The organism is Sphaerochaeta halotolerans (genome assembly GCF_003429665.1).
In the GTDB taxonomy this organism is placed as follows: domain Bacteria; phylum Spirochaetota; class Spirochaetia; order Sphaerochaetales; family Sphaerochaetaceae; genus Sphaerochaeta; species Sphaerochaeta halotolerans.
The window spans coordinates 50585-67219 of sequence record NZ_QUWK01000012.1 but is presented as its reverse complement, the minus strand read 5'-3'; the positions used below and the strand labels follow the sequence as shown (position 1 = coordinate 67219).

The 16635-nt window shown below is 48.0% G+C and carries 14 protein-coding genes; 12 read left to right on the top strand and 2 right to left on the bottom strand.

Going from position 1 to position 16635, the window contains the following annotated elements:
• The 3 genes from aroC to DYP60_RS11165 are packed head-to-tail and all read left to right on the top strand — an operon-like array spanning position 1 to position 4600.
• Entirely contained in the window at positions 1-1050 is a 1050-nt protein-coding gene (aroC, locus tag DYP60_RS11175) for a chorismate synthase (RefSeq protein ID WP_117331100.1), read from the top strand.
• Positions 1050-2711 carry a DNA repair helicase XPB gene (locus tag DYP60_RS11170; RefSeq protein ID WP_117331099.1) on the top strand — a complete coding sequence of 554 codons (1662 nt, stop codon included), beginning with the start codon at positions 1050-1052 and terminating at the stop codon, positions 2709-2711. Before aroC ends, DYP60_RS11170 begins: the two co-directional genes overlap by 1 nt.
• Entirely contained in the window at positions 2699-4600 is a 1902-nt protein-coding gene (locus DYP60_RS11165; protein ID WP_133299337.1) for a hypothetical protein, read from the top strand. The genes DYP60_RS11170 and DYP60_RS11165 overlap by 13 nt, the downstream gene beginning before the upstream one ends.
• A gap of 5 nt (positions 4601-4605) precedes the next feature.
• Here the strand turns inward: DYP60_RS11165 and aroE are convergent, their stop codons facing one another.
• Positions 4606-6090: a shikimate dehydrogenase gene (gene aroE, locus DYP60_RS11160; RefSeq protein ID WP_117331097.1), complete on the bottom strand. Its 1485-nt coding sequence runs from the start codon at positions 6088-6090 to the stop codon at positions 4606-4608.
• 113 nt (positions 6091-6203) lie between these two features.
• Here aroE and DYP60_RS11155 point away from each other — a divergent pair, with 113 nt between their 5' ends.
• From DYP60_RS11155 to rseP, 9 genes are all read left to right on the top strand, one after another.
• A complete protein-coding gene (locus DYP60_RS11155; protein ID WP_117331096.1) occupies positions 6204-8138 on the top strand; it encodes an ABC-F family ATP-binding cassette domain-containing protein in 1935 nt (644 codons plus the stop codon).
• The gene (locus DYP60_RS11150; protein WP_117331095.1) at positions 8131-8721 is read left to right on the top strand and encodes a Maf family protein; all 591 of its coding nucleotides are present in this window, start codon (positions 8131-8133) and stop codon (positions 8719-8721) included. The genes DYP60_RS11155 and DYP60_RS11150 overlap by 8 nt, the downstream gene beginning before the upstream one ends.
• Before the next feature lie 94 nt (positions 8722-8815).
• The gene (rpsB, locus tag DYP60_RS11145; protein WP_117331094.1) at positions 8816-9730 is read left to right on the top strand and encodes a 30S ribosomal protein S2; all 915 of its coding nucleotides are present in this window, start codon (positions 8816-8818) and stop codon (positions 9728-9730) included.
• 10 nt (positions 9731-9740) lie between these two features.
• Positions 9741-10592: a translation elongation factor Ts gene (gene tsf / locus DYP60_RS11140; protein WP_117331093.1), complete on the top strand. Its 852-nt coding sequence runs from the start codon at positions 9741-9743 to the stop codon at positions 10590-10592.
• 61 nt (positions 10593-10653) lie between these two features.
• The gene (gene frr / locus DYP60_RS11135; RefSeq protein WP_117331092.1) at positions 10654-11208 is read left to right on the top strand and encodes a ribosome recycling factor; all 555 of its coding nucleotides are present in this window, start codon (positions 10654-10656) and stop codon (positions 11206-11208) included.
• Positions 11209-11211: 3 nt separating this feature from the next.
• Positions 11212-11910 carry a polyprenyl diphosphate synthase gene (gene uppS, locus DYP60_RS11130; RefSeq protein ID WP_117331091.1) on the top strand — a complete coding sequence of 233 codons (699 nt, stop codon included), beginning with the start codon at positions 11212-11214 and terminating at the stop codon, positions 11908-11910.
• Between the two features lie 5 nt (positions 11911-11915).
• Entirely contained in the window at positions 11916-12755 is an 840-nt protein-coding gene (locus DYP60_RS11125) for a phosphatidate cytidylyltransferase (RefSeq protein ID WP_240622873.1), read from the top strand.
• The gene (gene dxr, locus DYP60_RS11120; RefSeq protein WP_117331089.1) at positions 12752-13867 is read left to right on the top strand and encodes a 1-deoxy-D-xylulose-5-phosphate reductoisomerase; all 1116 of its coding nucleotides are present in this window, start codon (positions 12752-12754) and stop codon (positions 13865-13867) included. Before DYP60_RS11125 ends, dxr begins: the two co-directional genes overlap by 4 nt.
• Complete coding sequence (gene rseP, locus DYP60_RS11115) at positions 13864-15255, top strand: RIP metalloprotease RseP (protein WP_117331088.1); 1392 nt, start codon at positions 13864-13866, stop codon at positions 15253-15255. The genes dxr and rseP overlap by 4 nt, the downstream gene beginning before the upstream one ends.
• Here the strand turns inward: rseP and dnaB are convergent.
• Positions 15245-16630, bottom strand: a complete 1386-nt coding sequence (dnaB, locus tag DYP60_RS11110) for a replicative DNA helicase (RefSeq protein ID WP_117331087.1) — start codon at positions 16628-16630, stop codon at positions 15245-15247. The two genes, rseP and dnaB, sit on opposite strands and share 11 nt — an antisense overlap.
• Positions 16631-16635: the final 5 nt, after the last annotated feature.

The window sequence follows — 16635 nt, the reverse complement described above, 5'->3', positions numbered from 1 at the left end:
ATGGGACACAACAGTTTTGGCACAGCATATACCGTCACCACATTTGGTGAGTCACATGGTCCTGCCTTGGGAGTCATCATCGATGGGGTCGAACCAGGCTTCAAGATTGATGAGGGGGCCATCCAGAAGGAGATGGACCGTCGTAGGCCTGGTGCAAACCCGACAGGAACTGAACGAAATGAGATTGATAAACTGACTATTCTCAGTGGTACCTATGAAGGTTTCACCACAGGCACCCCGATCGCCATGATTCTCTACAGTACCAATCAGCGTTCCGCCGATTACTCCCATCTTGAACATGTATACCGGCCCGGTCATGCAGACTGGACATTCGCCCAAAAGTACGGGATCAGGGATATCCGTGGCGGGGGGCGATCGAGTGGAAGAGAAACCAGCGCTCGGGTGGCGGCCGGGGCATTGGCAAAGCAACTCCTTGCAAAACGTGGCATCACCATCAAAGCAGGTACGGTACAGGTTGGAGAGGTCATAGCCCGTGAGAGGCATTGGGATGAAACGGATAATCCACTCTCCTGTCCTGACCGGAAAGCCGCACAATCAATGGTCGCTCTCATTGAACAGGTGAGAAACGAGAAAGACAGCATTGGCGGTATTATAGAATGCAGGGTTGAGGGAGTGAGGCCGGGGCTTGGTGAGCCGGTATTCGGGAAACTTGAAGCATTGCTCAGCCATGCCGTAATGAGCATAGGGGCGGTAAAAGGAATCCAATTCGGTGATGGATTTGCCTGTGCATCCATGCGTGGCAGCCAGTTCAATGACCAACGGACCAGTGATGGATTCCTTTCCAACCATGCTGGAGGAATCCTCGGGGGCATCTCATCCGGGCAGGAGATTGTCCTGCAGGCTGCAATCAAGCCAACTGCATCTATCGGGAAACCACAGCAGACGGTCACCAAGAATAATGAAACCACTACTCTGAAAATTGAAGGACGGCATGACCCCTGCATCTGCAGCCGGGCTGTGGTGGTCATCGAATCAATGGTCGCAATCACCCTGCTTGACCTCTATTACACCGCATTCGGGAAGGCATGATGCAAGATACCCCACTTATTGTACAGAGTGACAAAACCCTGCTTCTCGATGTTCACCATGAACAAAGTGAAGCGTGTCGTAATGATCTTGTCCGGTTCTGCGAGCTGATCAAGAGCCCGGAACACATGCATACCTATGCCTTGAGCGCCATCAGCCTGTGGAACGCCTCAAGCTGTGGAGTGGATGTATCCTTCATCCTCTCACGGCTTGATTACTGGTCAAAATTCCCGGTACCTGAATCGGTACGATTTTACATAGAGGATATGGCTACACGTTGGGGGAAGGTTGTGCTCTCAAGCAGCGATGACCCGAGCTACTATGAACTTTGGGTTGAGAGCGAACGTATCAGAACTGAACTGTTGAACAGACAGGCTATTGCCAAGCTTTTGATTGTAAAGGATGAATCGCGGTTTCTTCTTGCAGCGTACAACCGTGGAGAGATCAAGCTGCAGTTGATCAAGATCGGCTATCCGGTTGATGACAGGATTCCATTGAACCATGGACCTCTCGTACCCGTATCCCTCAGGGATACAACCCTCGGTGGCAAACCGTTCACGGTACGCCCCTACCAGAAGCAGGCAGCTGATGCCTTGTTGGGTGATTTGGGCCCTGGAAGCGGGTTTGGAACCATCGTCCTTCCCTGCGGTTCTGGAAAAACAGTGGTAGGGCTGCATATCATGGAACGACTCACCACCAAAACCTTGATAGTAACAACCAATGTGGCTGCTGTACACCAGTGGATCAATGAAATATTGGACAAGACCACCTTGAAAAAAGACCAAGTAGGGGAATACACAGGGGAGAAGAAGGAGAGCAAGGAGGTGATTGTGTGTACCTACCAGGTGCTCACCTACCGTCCGGACAAGGACGGACCTTTCCCGCATCTTGAGCTGCTTACCAAAGGGAACTGGGGTTTGATCATCTACGATGAGGTACATATGCTTCCAGCCCCAGTGTTTAAAGTCACCGCAGAGTTGCAAGCCGTGTATCGTGTTGGACTTACAGCAACCTTGGTCAGGGAAGACGGGCGTGAGGATGAGGTATTCAGTCTTGTTGGTCCCAAGCGTTTTGATGTCCCTTGGAATGAGTTGCAACAACAGGGATTCATCGCAGAGGCATACTGTCATGAAGTACGGATAGACCTTCCCAAGGAGCAGGAAATACCGTATGCGATAGGGACGAAACGGGAGAAGTACCGCATTGCCAGTGAGAACAAACGTAAACTGGAAGTGGTACAGGCATTGGTGGATCGCCATCCTGACGATTTCATTCTCATCATAGGCCAGTATCTCGATCAATTGAAGAATATCGCGGACCATTTTGGACTACCAATCATCACAGGGAGTACCCCGAATATAAAACGAGAAGCGTTGTATCGGGATTTCAGGGAAGGGAGACAACGCATTCTGGTCGTCAGCAAGGTCGCAAACTTTGCAATCGACCTTCCCGATGCTTCAGTTGCAATTCAAGTCAGTGGTACCTTCGGTTCGCGTAGTGAGGAAGCACAACGTCTAGGGAGGATTCTCAGGCCGAAGAACCGCTCCAGTTTTTTCTATTCTGTAGTGACACGCTATTCCAGCGAGGAAGAGTTTGCCGCCAATCGCCAGAAATTCCTTGCAGAACAAGGCTATTCCTATGAGATAGAGGTATGGGACACGTGAACGAAAGAGCACAAGAAGCTTTCAAGACATTACTGAGCCGTTATAGCGAAGATACCTATTTTTATTTGGCACGTAACTATCTGGGAAAACTCCAGTCGCCTTTCCACAAACCGCAGTTGACGACTAAGCTCTGTCAGCTATTCAGTCAGGAGTCAATGGTCCAAAAAACGCTCTCCATGCTTGATTCCTTTGACCAGGTAATCCTAAGTCTGTTAGCTACTTTTGGCTCGCTTACTGTGGAACAGATCACTTCGCTACTCAAAGGAACATTCAGCTACGGGAACCTTCTGAGACGAGTTGGCAACCTGCAAGAACGCATGATACTGCTCAGTGATGCAGGAAGGTTGGTTTTCAATCCGCTCCTGGAAGACCAATTGCTGCAATATTGTTCGCTACGTCCACTGTGTGGCGAGGAGGAACACCACTGTGTGGAAGCTCCCTACTGTTCCACTGAGTTCCTCCGGGGTTTTTTCTCATTGGTGGCGAAAGAAGGAAAGTGCATCTATCATGAAGGCATCAGCCAACACTTCCCCACCTATGAGCGCGACCGACTCAAGGAGATGTATCAAGCTTTGGGTGAATATCTCACAGAGATGGGCGTTCTGGTTCGGGATGCCCGACGCTGTACACTCGACTGGCAAAAAGCAGAGGCACTGCTTTCCTTATCCGATTATCAGTTGCTCTGCCTATTGCTCTCCAGGAACCTCGAAGGTACTGCACCGCTCGAATTTGCCAATGCCCTGCTCTCAACACTACAAACTCTCGGAGGATGTGATACCACCGCCCTCAAACTCCTGATCAAGGGTTTTTGCCTTCGCTACCAGGTAGCCTACACAGCCACCCTCCTCAATGAACTCTCCACATGGGGTGTGTTGACCCTGGATGAGAACTGGCAGGTTTCTGCCATCAGTGGAATACAGGAACGTACCGCTCTGCTCATCGACAGTGACCAGACAATCAGTTACCAAGGCAACTGTCCTGCGGGGGACATTCTCTACAGGTTTGCCTATCTTGAGGTATTGGACCATCAAAGAACATATCATATCACGAAAGAGAGTATGCTAGGGGCATTCGACTCTTCATTGGACTATCCTACAATCAAGGAGTACCTTGAAACGAACAGCGCAAGAGGCATGAACATGTCCTTGCTCAAACAATTTGAAATGCTTAGTGAGCGTTACCAGAATATTACCATCTATGACGGCATGGTCCTCTCTTGTGATCAGCGGACCGCAAATCTCATACACAATCTTCCCTCTCTTTCGGAACACCGGCTTGTCACGCTCTCTCCCACCATTTTCATCATGCGGAGAGACAGCGAGGATATCTGGAGACAGGTGTTGAAGCATGCCGGCCAACTGGTTGGTGCCACGAAGAGCTTTGACAGAATTGAAATCTTGGAGAAGAAAGAACTCCCGATTCTTAGAGATCGAATTGGCAAAGCTAAAACACTGAGTCAGTTCACTCCCCTTGCCTGCCATCCCCTAAAACCAGTAGCCAAAGCGTTCCTTGATGAATCATTAAGGCAAGCCATCGCAAAGGCAGATCTCTCCAAGGCAGAACGGGAAGATTTGGAACATCGATTTCAGAGTAGAACCATCCTTCTGCCTTCCCAGATTGTGCCTCAGGTGCTCAACCCCATTCTCGAGGCTGGTGGATTCGACTACCAAGGAAAAGTAAGCCTCTGCAAGCAGGCCGCGGGAAAGAAGGACATCCTCCTGGAATTGCAACTCCCTGACCAGGAATTGATTGTACAGGCCTTGGAACTCGCTTTTACGCCACAGAAGGAAGCACTGCTCAAGGCAGCAGTGATGCCCTCCATGGAGGTGAAAATCTTGCCGGTCAGCAAATTATTCCTGATTCGTCTTGTGAGATTTCATTTTGCTTGACTGATCTAGAGCACTACATCCACCCAATGGGGATAGTGGTATCCAGTAAACGCCTCAAACTGAAGCTTACCCTGCTCCATCAGCATCTGTTTTCCAGTGATGATGGTGCATCCAGCTTCCTTGGCTCTCTTGAGAAATACCGTTTCCTCTGGTTTATAGACCAATTCGTACACAAATTCCTTGCCTGAGAAATGCAGGGAGGGACAAGGCTCCTGCCCCATGAGATCCCCCATTCCTACATTGGTTGTCTGCACCACAAGATCAACGGTCTCACTGTAGAGGTAGGCATTCTCAAGCGTATCGTATGCACTCATCGTCTCATTTGCCAAGGTCCGCGCATGCTCAATGCTGCGATTGAGTATGGTGACCTTCACTCCATGGTTGTGCAAAGCCCAGACTACTGCCCTACTCGCTCCACCGGCACCGATGACCAAGGCATTTCTGATCTCCCCTTGTGCGATAAGGGCCTCGATGGGAACTAGGAATCCGTAATAATCTGTATTGATTCCCTTCCACATGTTCTGGATCCTGACAACAGTGTTGCACGATCCGATCTGCTTCACCTCGCGGGTGATGCGTCCCAAGTAGGGTTGCACGCTCCGCTTGTGGGGGACGGTTACGGAAAACCCATGTATTTGCAGCATCTCGGCAAGCTTGAAGAAAGCTCTGACCGAATCTACAAGAAATGGTACATAGACCGCATTATAGCGGATTGCCTCAAAGCCAGGATTATGGATGTTGGGCGAAGAAGTATGACTGACCGGGTTCCCGATGATCCCATAGATATGTGTCTTCTCATCAAGCTTGTCAGAGCGGTACAGCTCACTCATACTCTGGGCACTGAGTTGGCCGGGTGCCGCCTGGCTGTCTGAACAGAAGCTCAGCAAGGATCCACACTTCTTGTAGAGGATACGGGTGCAGACACCATAAGGGCCCATGCCTATCACAATCTTTTCTGTAAGACTGGAAAGTTCCTGCTGGACCCTGAAAAGCGTAATGACATCCATCATGTTTCCAGGGGTAACGGCCACTTTTGGAATGTCTCCCTTTGCTGCTAATTTGTGAATTCTCCCAAACAGGTCCGCAGGGACACACTCAAAATTGTGATAGCTTCTGATGATCCGTACCCCGCGTGTCCTGAGTGAATGCTCCAGATCCACTTTCTGCTCAAAGAGTGGATCCTTGAATTTCAAGTCACTTTTCTTTACATCGTCCTCGATATCGACATAGGCAAAATCACCTTTTGCTGCCTCATAGAGAAGCTGCAGGCGCTGTTTTTCCGGTACGCTGCACATTCCACCATCCACTTTGCGACGCATGGTCAAGATCACCGGAAGATCTACGGTGGAGGGAAAAGAGGAGGCTATCTTCTGTTCATCAGGCAGCAGGTGGTCGAGCCGCAACTCTGCGAGTGCAATCCACCCCCGGTTGCGTTCCACCAAAGCCCGGTCCTCCTCCAAGGTAGAGCCGGTAAGAGTTAGGCAAAGCACTGTAAACCTCCTGGATTCTGGTGGATTGTCACCGAACACATGCTTGTGTTAAGGTAATCATACCGTCAAACACCGGGCTTTTCAACACCCGTTTTAGTATAAGGAGAGAGAGTGTGGCTACCTTACAAGTCCAACGTGTACACCTTGCTTTTGGGGACCGGGATATCCTCAAGGATGTTTCCTTCACCCTGAATGAACAGAGCCGGAGTGCACTGGCAGGAGGAAATGGAAGCGGAAAATCCACGCTGCTCAAGGTAATCAGCGCACAAATGAGTGCAGATGATCTGCAGATTTCAACCTCCAAGAACCTACGAATCTCCTACCTTCCCCAAAGTGATATTGTATTCACAGCAGGAACCGTCTACCAGGAAGTTGAGAAAGCTTTCTCTCGGTTCCAGGAGCTAAGCAGGGAGCAACAGGCAATTGAAAGTCAACTTGCTGACAGTGATCCTACTGTTTCCACTGAACCGCTTCTACACAGACTTGCTGAAATCCAGGAATATCTGCTGGAACAGGGATATTTCTCCCGAAAACAAACCATAGAACAGGTTTTGCTCGGTCTAGGATTCACCATGGCAGACATGAACCGTCTTTGCAGTGAGTTCTCTGGGGGGTGGCAGATGCGGATCGCCCTTGCAAAAATTCTGGTCGAAAATCCGGGCATCATGTTGCTCGATGAACCGACGAACTACCTCGACATCGAAGCCATCTATTGGTTGAAGAACTACCTGAAGGTCTACGAAGGGGGCCTTATGATCGTCAGCCATGACCAGAGCTTTCTCGATGAGACGGTCAACGAAGTCTATGAACTATTCAATGGTACACTCAAACGGTATAGCGGCAACTACAGTGCTTATATCAAACAACGTGAACTTGAGATACAGCAGCTGGAAGCCGCCTACAAGCTGCAACAGGATCAGTTGCAGAAAACTGAACAGTTCATCGAGAAGTTCCGGTACAAGGCTACCAAGAGCAAACAGGTCCAAAGCAGAATCAAGATGCTGGAGAAACTGGAACTGGTGGAAGTCCCCTCCCATCTGAAGCAGCTTTCTTTTTCCTTCCCCCCCGCTCCACACAGCGGCAATGATGTCATCATCATCGACCATCTAAGCAAACGCTATGGCCAGCAGGTCATTTTTGAAGATTTCTCATTTCTTGCCACAAAAGGGGAACGAATTGCAGTTACCGGGAAGAATGGCACGGGGAAGTCCACGCTGCTGAGAATGCTCAGTGGGCAAGATACTGAATATGAGGGAACAATTCGGATGGGAAGCGGGGTAAGTATCGGGTACTTCGCCCAGGATACCGAAAAGACACTCAATCCCAAGAATACCGTATTGGAGGAAATCTCCAGCGTCGCTGCAACACATGATCTTCCCAAACTCCGTACTTACCTCGGTTCTTTTCTCTTCAGTGGTGACGATGTATTCAAGTCAGTCTCTGTGCTGAGTGGAGGAGAGCGAAGCAGACTGGCATTGCTCAAGATCCTTCTGCATCCAGTCAACCTCCTCATTTTGGATGAACCAACCAACCATCTGGACATCAATGCAAAAGAGATGCTGAACGAGGCACTGAAGCAGTATGATGGAACCATGATCTTTGTCAGCCACGATGCCTACTTCATTAAGCACATTGCCTCCAAGATACTCTACCTTACAACCGAAAATCCTCCTGAGCTCTTTGATGGGGATTATTCCTACTTCTCCTATAAGTTGGAGCAGAAAGAAAAAGTGGAAAAACAGAATTCTACGGTTGTACAAACGGAGAGCAAGCAGGCCCGCTCCTACAAAGAAGCAAACAAAATGAGGAATCGGCTGGCAACGCTTCAGAGACAGAGTGAAAAACTCCTGGAGAACCATGAAAAACTGGAAGCATCAATTGCATTGGTAGAAGAAGAAATGGCAAAAGAAGAGAACTATAGTGACGCTCAGCGTATCACCAGCCTGGTGAAGAAGAAAGAAACACTCAGCGAGCAGTTGCATGCTGAGGAACATGCTTGGCTTGAGCTGAGCGAAACGATAGAGATACTGGAGGCAGAAATTGGCTGATTTTGCTACACTACTCCCTTCTTTGATCCTGGCAAGTGGATCAGTGGCACGGAAAGCATTACTTGAGTCGCTTGGAGTACAGGTGAGGGTACATGCAACCGGGAGTGATGAAACCCATAGTGAAACTGATCCAGCAAAGGTTACGGAACTTCTTGCAAAACGTAAACTTGCAACCTTCCGAGAAGTTCACCCAAGCTATGAGATTCCCGTTCTCAGCTGCGATACCATGATTTCTTTCCAAGGGTCTTTGATAGGAAAACCCAAGGACAGGGAGGAGGCTTTCGCACAGCTCTCCCAGTTCGATGGGAGAAAGCATGAGGTACACTCAGGTTGGGCGCTTTGGTATCAAGACCACCTGTATAGTGGAACTGATCTTGCCGTGGTCTGCTTCAAAAGACTGGGAGAAGAACGCATCAGATCCTATCTGGAAACAGGAGAGTGGAGGGGGGCTGCTGGTTCCTATCGTCTCCAAGGTGCTGGCAGAGATCTGGTTGAAAGGATTGATGGGGATGAAGCTACTGTTATAGGCTTGCCATTGTTGCAGATTTCTGAAATACTGGGTGCACCTTTGTTCGTAAAGTGACAGAGGAATCTCCACCCCTAGAGGTGAGTAATAGTAGAAGGGTGACGCACAAAGGGAGACATATAGGTCGTTTGTGTTGTCAGACAGGAGGATTATGTCCGTAGTAACCATGAAGAGCCTGCTTGAGTCAGGCGTACATTTCGGCCACCAGACAAAACGGTGGAACCCCAAGATGGCCCGTTTCATTTTCAGCCAGAGAAACGGCATCCATATCATTGACCTGCAGAAGACTTCTGCTTGCATCGTCGAAGCATATGACGCTGTACGAGCAATTGTTAAGCAGGGCAAGCCTATTCTGTTTGTAGGTACCAAAAAACAGGCCCAGCAAGCTATTGAAGCTGAAGCAAAGCGCTGTGGCATGCCTTACATCAACAACCGTTGGCTCGGCGGAATGCTGACCAACTTCTCAACCATCAAGAAGTCCATTGCAACACTCAAGAAGATTGAAAAGATGGAAATCGATGGTACATTCGAGTCACTTACCAAGAAAGAAGTCTCCCTGCTCACCAAGCAAAAGGCAAAGCTGGAGAAGAACCTTGGAGGTATCAAGGATATGAAAGAGCTCCCAGGAGCCCTCTTCATCATCGACACCAAAAAGGAAGCTATTGCTGTCACCGAGGCAAAGCGTCTTGGTATCCCTGTTATTGCGGTCGTCGATACCAACTGTGACCCTACGGATATCACCTATCCAATTCCTGGCAATGATGATGCCATCCGTGCTATCAGCCTCTTTGTGGAAATCATCGCAAACGCTGTTGTCGACGCTGACAACGAAGCAGGAATCCAGATTATTGAAGCACTTGGTGGTGATGATGAGGAAGAGAAGGTAGAAGAGACTGAGGAAACTGCTGAAGAGGCCGAGGAGATTGTCTTCTCCACTGAAGAGGGTGCCGAATTCTCCAAGTTTGAAGAAAAAGAAACTGTAGAGAAGGAAGAAGTGGCAGCAACTGAGGATGAAACTGATTCTGAAGACCTCCTCGTAGATGAAGAAACCCTGTACAAAGACTAAGGAGTGAAGCATGGCAATTACCGCTGAAGTAGTAAAAAAACTGCGCGATATTACCGGCGCAGGTATGATGGATTGCAAAAAGGCACTGACCCAGGCAAACGGGGACTTTGCTGCTGCAGAGAAGATTCTTAAAGAGATGGGTTTGGCCGCTGTTGCTAAGCGACAGGACCGCGCTACCAACAACGGTCGTGTGTTCGTGAAAGTCGGAAAAGACAAGGCTGTCATGGTTGAGCTCTCCTGTGAAACTGACTTCGTTTCCAGCAACGAACAGTTTGCTGAACTCGGAGAGAATATCTGTACCGTAGCACTTGAGAAAGGCTACCGTGAAGTAAACGACGAACTGAAAGGTATGGTCAATGACTTGATTACCATTATCAAGGAAAACATGGCCATCAAGCAGATTCTCGTATTCGATATTGGTGACAATGAGTTTGCCAGTACCTATATTCATGGAGATGGTGCACTTGCTGTCCTGGTTAAGTTCAAATCAGATGACAAGAAGATTTTCGAGAATGAAGTGGTCAAGGAGTTTGCAAACGACTGTGCATTGCATGTTGCTGCGTTCACCCCTTCCTATCTCAATACCGAAGCTGTTGATGATTTCTATATCAAGGAGCAGACTGAGATATTTGCTGCACAGGCCGAGAAGCTTGACAAGCCTGCAAAGGTTGTCGAAGGTATCATCAAGGGCAAGCTGAACAAACACCTAAGCGAAATCTGTTTCCTGCAGCAGCCGTTTGTAAAGGACGACTCCATGACTGTAGAAAAGAAGGCAAAAGAGATAAGCAAGGTAGTTGGTGCTTCCTTGGAAATCGTTGATTATGCATTTCTGCGCGCTGGTGCTGCATCTTGCAGCGTCTAAGCGTAGTCGATTGATACAAACCGCTCACTCTTGGTGAGCGGTCGTTTTATTGGAGATGAGTATGCAACAGGTATTGGACACATGTGAAAGTAAGATGCAAAAAAGTCTTGAGAGCCTCTCAAGGGATTTTGCTGGTCTGCGCACAGGTCGAGCTTCAGCCTCCCTTCTGGAGAAGATTCGAGTCGACTATTATGGTGCAGAAACGCCGATCAACCAGGTCGCAACCATCAGCATTCCCGAGGCAAGGACAATTGTTATCCAGCCTTGGGACAAAAGTGTTCTCGGAGCAATTGAGAAGGCTATCCTCAAGAGTGATCTTGGACTTCCCCCGAACAATGATGGAAAATTGATTAGACTGAATTTCCCCCCATTGAATGAAGAGAGACGCAAACAGCTGGTAAAGAATGCAAAATCCACTGCCGAGCAGAGCAAGGTTGCTATCCGCAACATAAGGCGTGAAGCAATCGATGAGCTGAAGAAACTGCAGAAGAACGGTGATATCAGCGAGGATGAGCTCAAGGATGGTGAAAGCAAAGTCCAGAAAATGACAGACTCCTATGTCGAACAGATCAACTCCCTCTCAGAAGAGAAGGAGAAGGAAATCATGGAGATCTAGAACATGGAGATACAACCTATTGTCCCTGTCCATCTAGGTATTATCATGGATGGTAACGGACGTTGGGCACAAAAACGCTCACTACCCAGAACCGCCGGACACTTAGAAGGCTTGAAGGCTGTCAAGCGGGTCATCCGTGAGGCATCCGAACAGGGCATTGGGTTTGTCACATTCTATGCATTCTCTACGGAGAATTGGAAACGGAGCAAGCAAGAGGTTTCCTATCTGATGCATCTTTTCGTTTCCAAGCTCCATGGAGAGATTGGTTATTACAACAGCCATGGAATCCGTATTTTGGCAAGAGGTAATCTCAGCGGCCTTCCTTCGGAAGTACAGCAAGCAGTGGATGTCACTGTTAAGGAAACGAGCAACAATACAACCATTACCGCAATCATCGCCTTGAACTATGGCGGACGAGACGAGATTTGTCGTGCAGTAAATCATTTCATGGCAACGCATCCCGGAGAAACGATTACTGAAGATGCACTTGCCAGTAATTTGGACTTGCCTCATATTCCTCCAGTCGATATGATAGTAAGGAGTGCAAATGAAAAACGTTTGAGTAATTTTTTACTCTGGGACAGCGCTTACGCTGAACTTGCTTTCTATGAAAAATTATGGCCTGACTGGGACGCAGAAGACATTCGAAGAATCTGCAGAGACTATGGAAAGCGGGTAAGAAAATTCGGGGGGGTAGAATGACATCAATGGGAAAGCGACTTCTCACTACAATAATAACCCTTCCAACGCTTTTTATCATCGTTTTCTTACTCCCCCAATACTCATACCTTGCCCTTTCTCTTCTCGCAGTGTTGACTGCAACCTATGGAGCAAAGGAACTGAAGGGGCTGTACGAGAAAGCTGAAGGGACTACACTGCATCTTTCTCCTTGGGCTATAGGATTGCTTCCCCTTGCCCAGTGGTTTGAAATTGCCTTTGTACCAAATCTTCCTTTGGTAGATCTGACGGTAGTCTTGCTGGCACTCTTTTTTTTCAGTGCAGAACTCCGAAATGGGAATAAGGATGAATTCTCAAAGTCTCTCTCACGTATTGGTGGAGAGAGTCTTCTTATCTTATACCCAGGAATCCTCATTACCTTCATCCTACGCATCACTACCCTTCCTCACCCCTCTGTGTCCTTGATCCTGTTTTTCCTGCTGGTCTTTGGTAATGATATCTTTGCTTTCATTTTCGGCATGTCCCTAGGTAGAAAGAACAAGGGAATCATGAAGGTGAGCCCGAACAAGAGCTTGGCTGGTTTTATTGGAGGAACCTTCAGTGCCATGGTACTTGCAGTACTATACTGCCTGTTTGTGCCTGGCATCAAAGAAGATATTCCCATTTTGATGGCAGTGGTGCTTGGTTTGGCAACCTCATTAGCTGCAAATATCGGCGACTTGATCGAGAGTGCCTTCAAGCGTTCTGCAAAAGTCAAAGACAGTGGCTCCCTTATCCCTGGCCGTGGAGGACTACTGGACTCCATTGACTCAATGCTTGCCAGTGCTCCAATCTACTGGCTGTTTTTAACGCTTTTCTACATCGCATGAAACGGATAATAATCCTTGGCTGTACCGGCAGCATCGGTACCACGACACTTCAGGCAATCCGCAGCAAATCCCTCCCTTTCCGAGTAGTGGGACTATCCAGCAATACCCGATCAAGGGAGTTGCTCTCTCTAGCCCATGAGTTTCAAGCAGAAGCCCTCTGCACAACCGGCTCTTCCTTGACTGCTGTAGAGGGAGTGAAAACCTATACAGGCTTCAGTGGTCTGCATGAGATGCTGCAATCTCTTGAAGCAGATATTGTTTTGAACGCAATTGCAGGGTTCGAGGGGCTGAAAGCATCTCTCTCTGCGCTCATGTGTGGCTTTGACCTTGCCCTTGCCAACAAGGAAAGTATTGTATGTGCAGGGTCATATCTTTTTGAAGTTGCAAAACAGCATGGCGCATCCATCATTCCGGTAGACAGTGAACACGCTGCAATCTGGGAACTGTTGAAAGGACGTGACCCGGGTTCTATTGCGAGCTTGATCCTTACTGCGAGTGGTGGACCTTTCAGAACTCTGCCCAATAAGGATTTCGCTGCAATTACCGTCGAGAAAGCCCTTGCCCATCCCACATGGAACATGGGGAAAAAGATAACCATCGACAGTGCAACCTTGGCAAATAAGGCTCTTGAGGTAATCGAAGCTTCGTACCTTTTCAATGTTGAGACGGACAAGATAGAAGTGGTCATCCACCCAGAGTCCATTGTTCACTCCATGGTCCGTACCACTGATGGTGCAGTCTATGCACAACTAGGCAGTCCTGACATGACACTCCCCATCATCAATGCACTGGGAAATGGTCATTCATCACTGGTAACCCCATTGGATTTCAGCAATCTTTCCCTCCATTTCTATAAACCTGACTTAGCACGGTTTCCGCTTCTGGGTCTGGCCTTCGCAGTCCTCCAAAGAGGGGGATCCAGTGCCCTTGCTTTCAATGCAGCCGATGAAGTAGCAGTACAGGCATTTCTAGGGGGAACCATCTCTTATCCAAAATTAATAGAGGTTGTCCAAAAAACATTGGAACACCCATGGGATCAGACTGTAGGAAGTTTTGAAGAGATCCTTGCCCTTGACAAGCAAGCTCGAAATATTGCAAGAAGTTACCTATGAGTGGAATAACTGCCATCCTGGTGAAATATCTCATAGGGTTGGTGGGAATTACCATCGTAGTGGTTATACACGAAATAGGACATTTGGTGACCGCAAAGCTCAATGGAATTGATGTTGAGATATTCTCGTTTGGTCTCGGCCCCAAACTTCTTTCCACCCATCATAAGGGCACCGAATATCGAATCAGCCTTTTCCCATTAGGTGGTTATTGCAGGCTCAAAGGTTCTGATGACCTGAGCCAAGCGCTTATATACAAACAAAAGCAATTCACTCATACTGAAGAAGGTTCTCTATTCTCAGCGCATCCTGCAAGAAGAATTCTTACGTATCTCAGTGGACCGGTAGCCAACCTTCTCTTTGCTGCCATCTTGTACGCTATTCTAGCCAGCATACCAACACAGATCATCACCACCGAGGCAGTAATTGCTACCACCTCAGAATATCCGACCCTTTTCAAATACCAAGTGAGTCCGGCATATGAGGCAGGAATGAGGAAAGGCGACCGAATCATTGCTCTCAATGGAAAACCGATTACAGACTGGCAAGACCTGGAAGCACGACTCGCCGAGAGCAAAGGACTCGAGAATTTCACCATTTCACGTGACGATGTCTCTCTAGATATCGAAGTGAGGGGTGTCCCAACGCTCGAGGGAGGATTCCGTTATGGGTTGACCCCAATCCAGGAGCTTAAGATTGGAACCGTGCGATATGGAAGCCCTGAGTACCAACAGGGGTTGAAAAAAGGGGACGTAATTGTCAGTGTTGCAGGAATTCCTGTAGAAAACCAGCTTGATCTCCTCTCTGAATTGGATGGTTATACAGAAGATGAGATTTCCATCACCGTCGAGAATGAGAACAAGGAAAAGAGAACCTTGCGATTCATACCCAATCGCAACGAAATGGGGGCAATTGTCCTTGGTTTCTCGCTTGAAGTGGACACACGAGAGGGGCAGGATGAGCAGTTCAATCTTCTCAATGGAATACGTAAAGGATTGGGTATAGCACAAGAGACCATCACATCGCTACGCAACCTGATTTCCCGGAGAGATGCAGACATCCGCTCAGAAGTTACAGGGATAGCTCGCTCTGCGCTGATGATTGGTGATATTACCACACTTGGCTTTGAGAACAACGCAATAAGTGGTATTCGAGGATTGTTATATCTCATGGGAGTGGTTTCCATCTCCCTGGCAGTGGTCAACCTACTCCCCATCCCTGCTTTTGATGGCGGACAGATTATTATCGCTACGGTTGAATGGATAACCAGGAAACAAATGCAACCTAGAACCTACTATTATCTCCAGCTCATAGGAGTTGCGTTTGTGATTGTATTGTTTTTGGTACTCACACTCGCTGATGTAAGACACTTTCTAGCCCTTAGGCGTTAGGATTGTTGCCTGCCACATACTTGTGGCTGAACTCCATCTCCTCAAAACGAACAATATTGCTTACAAAGGCAAGAGAGAAAACACCGGTTTCACCATTTCTGTTCTTTGCCATGATGATTTTTGTCTCCTGGATGTTATTCTTCTGTCGCTCTTCCTCACTATCAGTACGGTTCTTACCAACCTCACGATGAAGAAGAATGACTACATCAGCATCCTGTTCGATGGATCCACTCTCTCTTAGGTCACTGAGCTTTGGCTCTACCCCATCCGCCTGTCGGCCAACCTGACTTAAACAGACAATGGGTATATCTAGTTCACGTGCAAGCTGTTTCAGATTTCGGCTGATAATGGATATCTGTTCATGGCGTGGAATACGGGCGTCTGTCTGTGCATCGATCAAGCCGATGTAGTCAACAAACAGAATCTGGATATCATGTTCCAACTTCATTCTTCTCGCCTGCGCCCGGAGCTCCATGAGCTTCATATTAGGCGTATCCTGAATATAAAGCTCCGATTCATAGAGCAATCCTGATGCATCGACGATGGCACTCATCTCACTGTTCTTCAAAGTAGCCTTACGAATGTGAGAGAAATCAACACGGCTGTGTCCGGTGAGTAACCGTTCCATCAAACTTGCTGCACTCATTTCCAAGGAGAAGAACCCGACACGGTATTTCATCTTGGTTATCATGTTCAGCGTCATGGAAAGTGCAAATGCTGTTTTTCCAATTGACGGCCGTGCACCTACAATAACAAGTTCTTGTTTTTTGAAACCACCAGTGATGGAGTCCAATGAGGTATACCCACTGTCCAAGCCATTCTTTGTCCCATGCGTAGTACGGTACTCAATATCGGTGATGGTTTGGGTAATCAGATCCTTGATTGATTGATATGCATCACTGCCGGCAGTTTCATTATTCAACTTGGAAAGGGTTTGCTCTCCCTCATCAATAACCTGCTGTATATCCTGTGACTCATCAAAGGCATTATCCTTGAGTTTTGAGGCAAACAACAAAAGTTTGCGTCTCTGGCTCAACGCTTTCAGTATCTTTGCATAGTAAGCAGCATTCGTCGTGGTGGGTACGTCGCTGGTGAGGGTGGAAATATAGGAGAGACCACCACACTGATCAACCTGATTCTTACGCTTCAGATAGGAACTGAGGGTAATCAGGTCGAGTGCTTCGGTACTCTCCTGTCTGAATGAAAGGATGGCGTCGAACAATTGTTGATGGGCAATTTTATAAAAATCATCCTTGCTCAAAAAATCGGTCACTTCTACAAGGACCTTCTCATTGAGCAAGATTGCCCCAAGAACTGCACGTTCGGCCTCTTCGTTCTGAGGAGGAACGCGCCCTAGCATACTATTCGACGCCATATTCC

Coding starts and splice junctions, on each gene's coding strand:
- aroC (WP_117331100.1), top strand. CDS start 1: ATGGGACACAACAGTTTTGGCACAGCATATACCGTCACCACATTTGGT.
- frr (WP_117331092.1), top strand. CDS start 10,654: ATGCAACAGGTATTGGACACATGTGAAAGTAAGATGCAAAAAAGTCTT.
- uppS (WP_117331091.1), top strand. CDS start 11,212: ATGGAGATACAACCTATTGTCCCTGTCCATCTAGGTATTATCATGGAT.
- DYP60_RS11165 (WP_133299337.1), top strand. CDS start 2,699: ATGGGACACGTGAACGAAAGAGCACAAGAAGCTTTCAAGACATTACTG.
- DYP60_RS11125 (WP_240622873.1), top strand. CDS start 11,916: ATGGGAAAGCGACTTCTCACTACAATAATAACCCTTCCAACGCTTTTT.
- dxr (WP_117331089.1), top strand. CDS start 12,752: ATGAAACGGATAATAATCCTTGGCTGTACCGGCAGCATCGGTACCACG.
- dnaB (WP_117331087.1), bottom strand. CDS start 16,630: ATGGCGTCGAATAGTATGCTAGGGCGCGTTCCTCCTCAGAACGAAGAG.
- DYP60_RS11170 (WP_117331099.1), top strand. CDS start 1,050: ATGCAAGATACCCCACTTATTGTACAGAGTGACAAAACCCTGCTTCTC.
- rseP (WP_117331088.1), top strand. CDS start 13,864: ATGAGTGGAATAACTGCCATCCTGGTGAAATATCTCATAGGGTTGGTG.
- rpsB (WP_117331094.1), top strand. CDS start 8,816: ATGTCCGTAGTAACCATGAAGAGCCTGCTTGAGTCAGGCGTACATTTC.
- tsf (WP_117331093.1), top strand. CDS start 9,741: ATGGCAATTACCGCTGAAGTAGTAAAAAAACTGCGCGATATTACCGGC.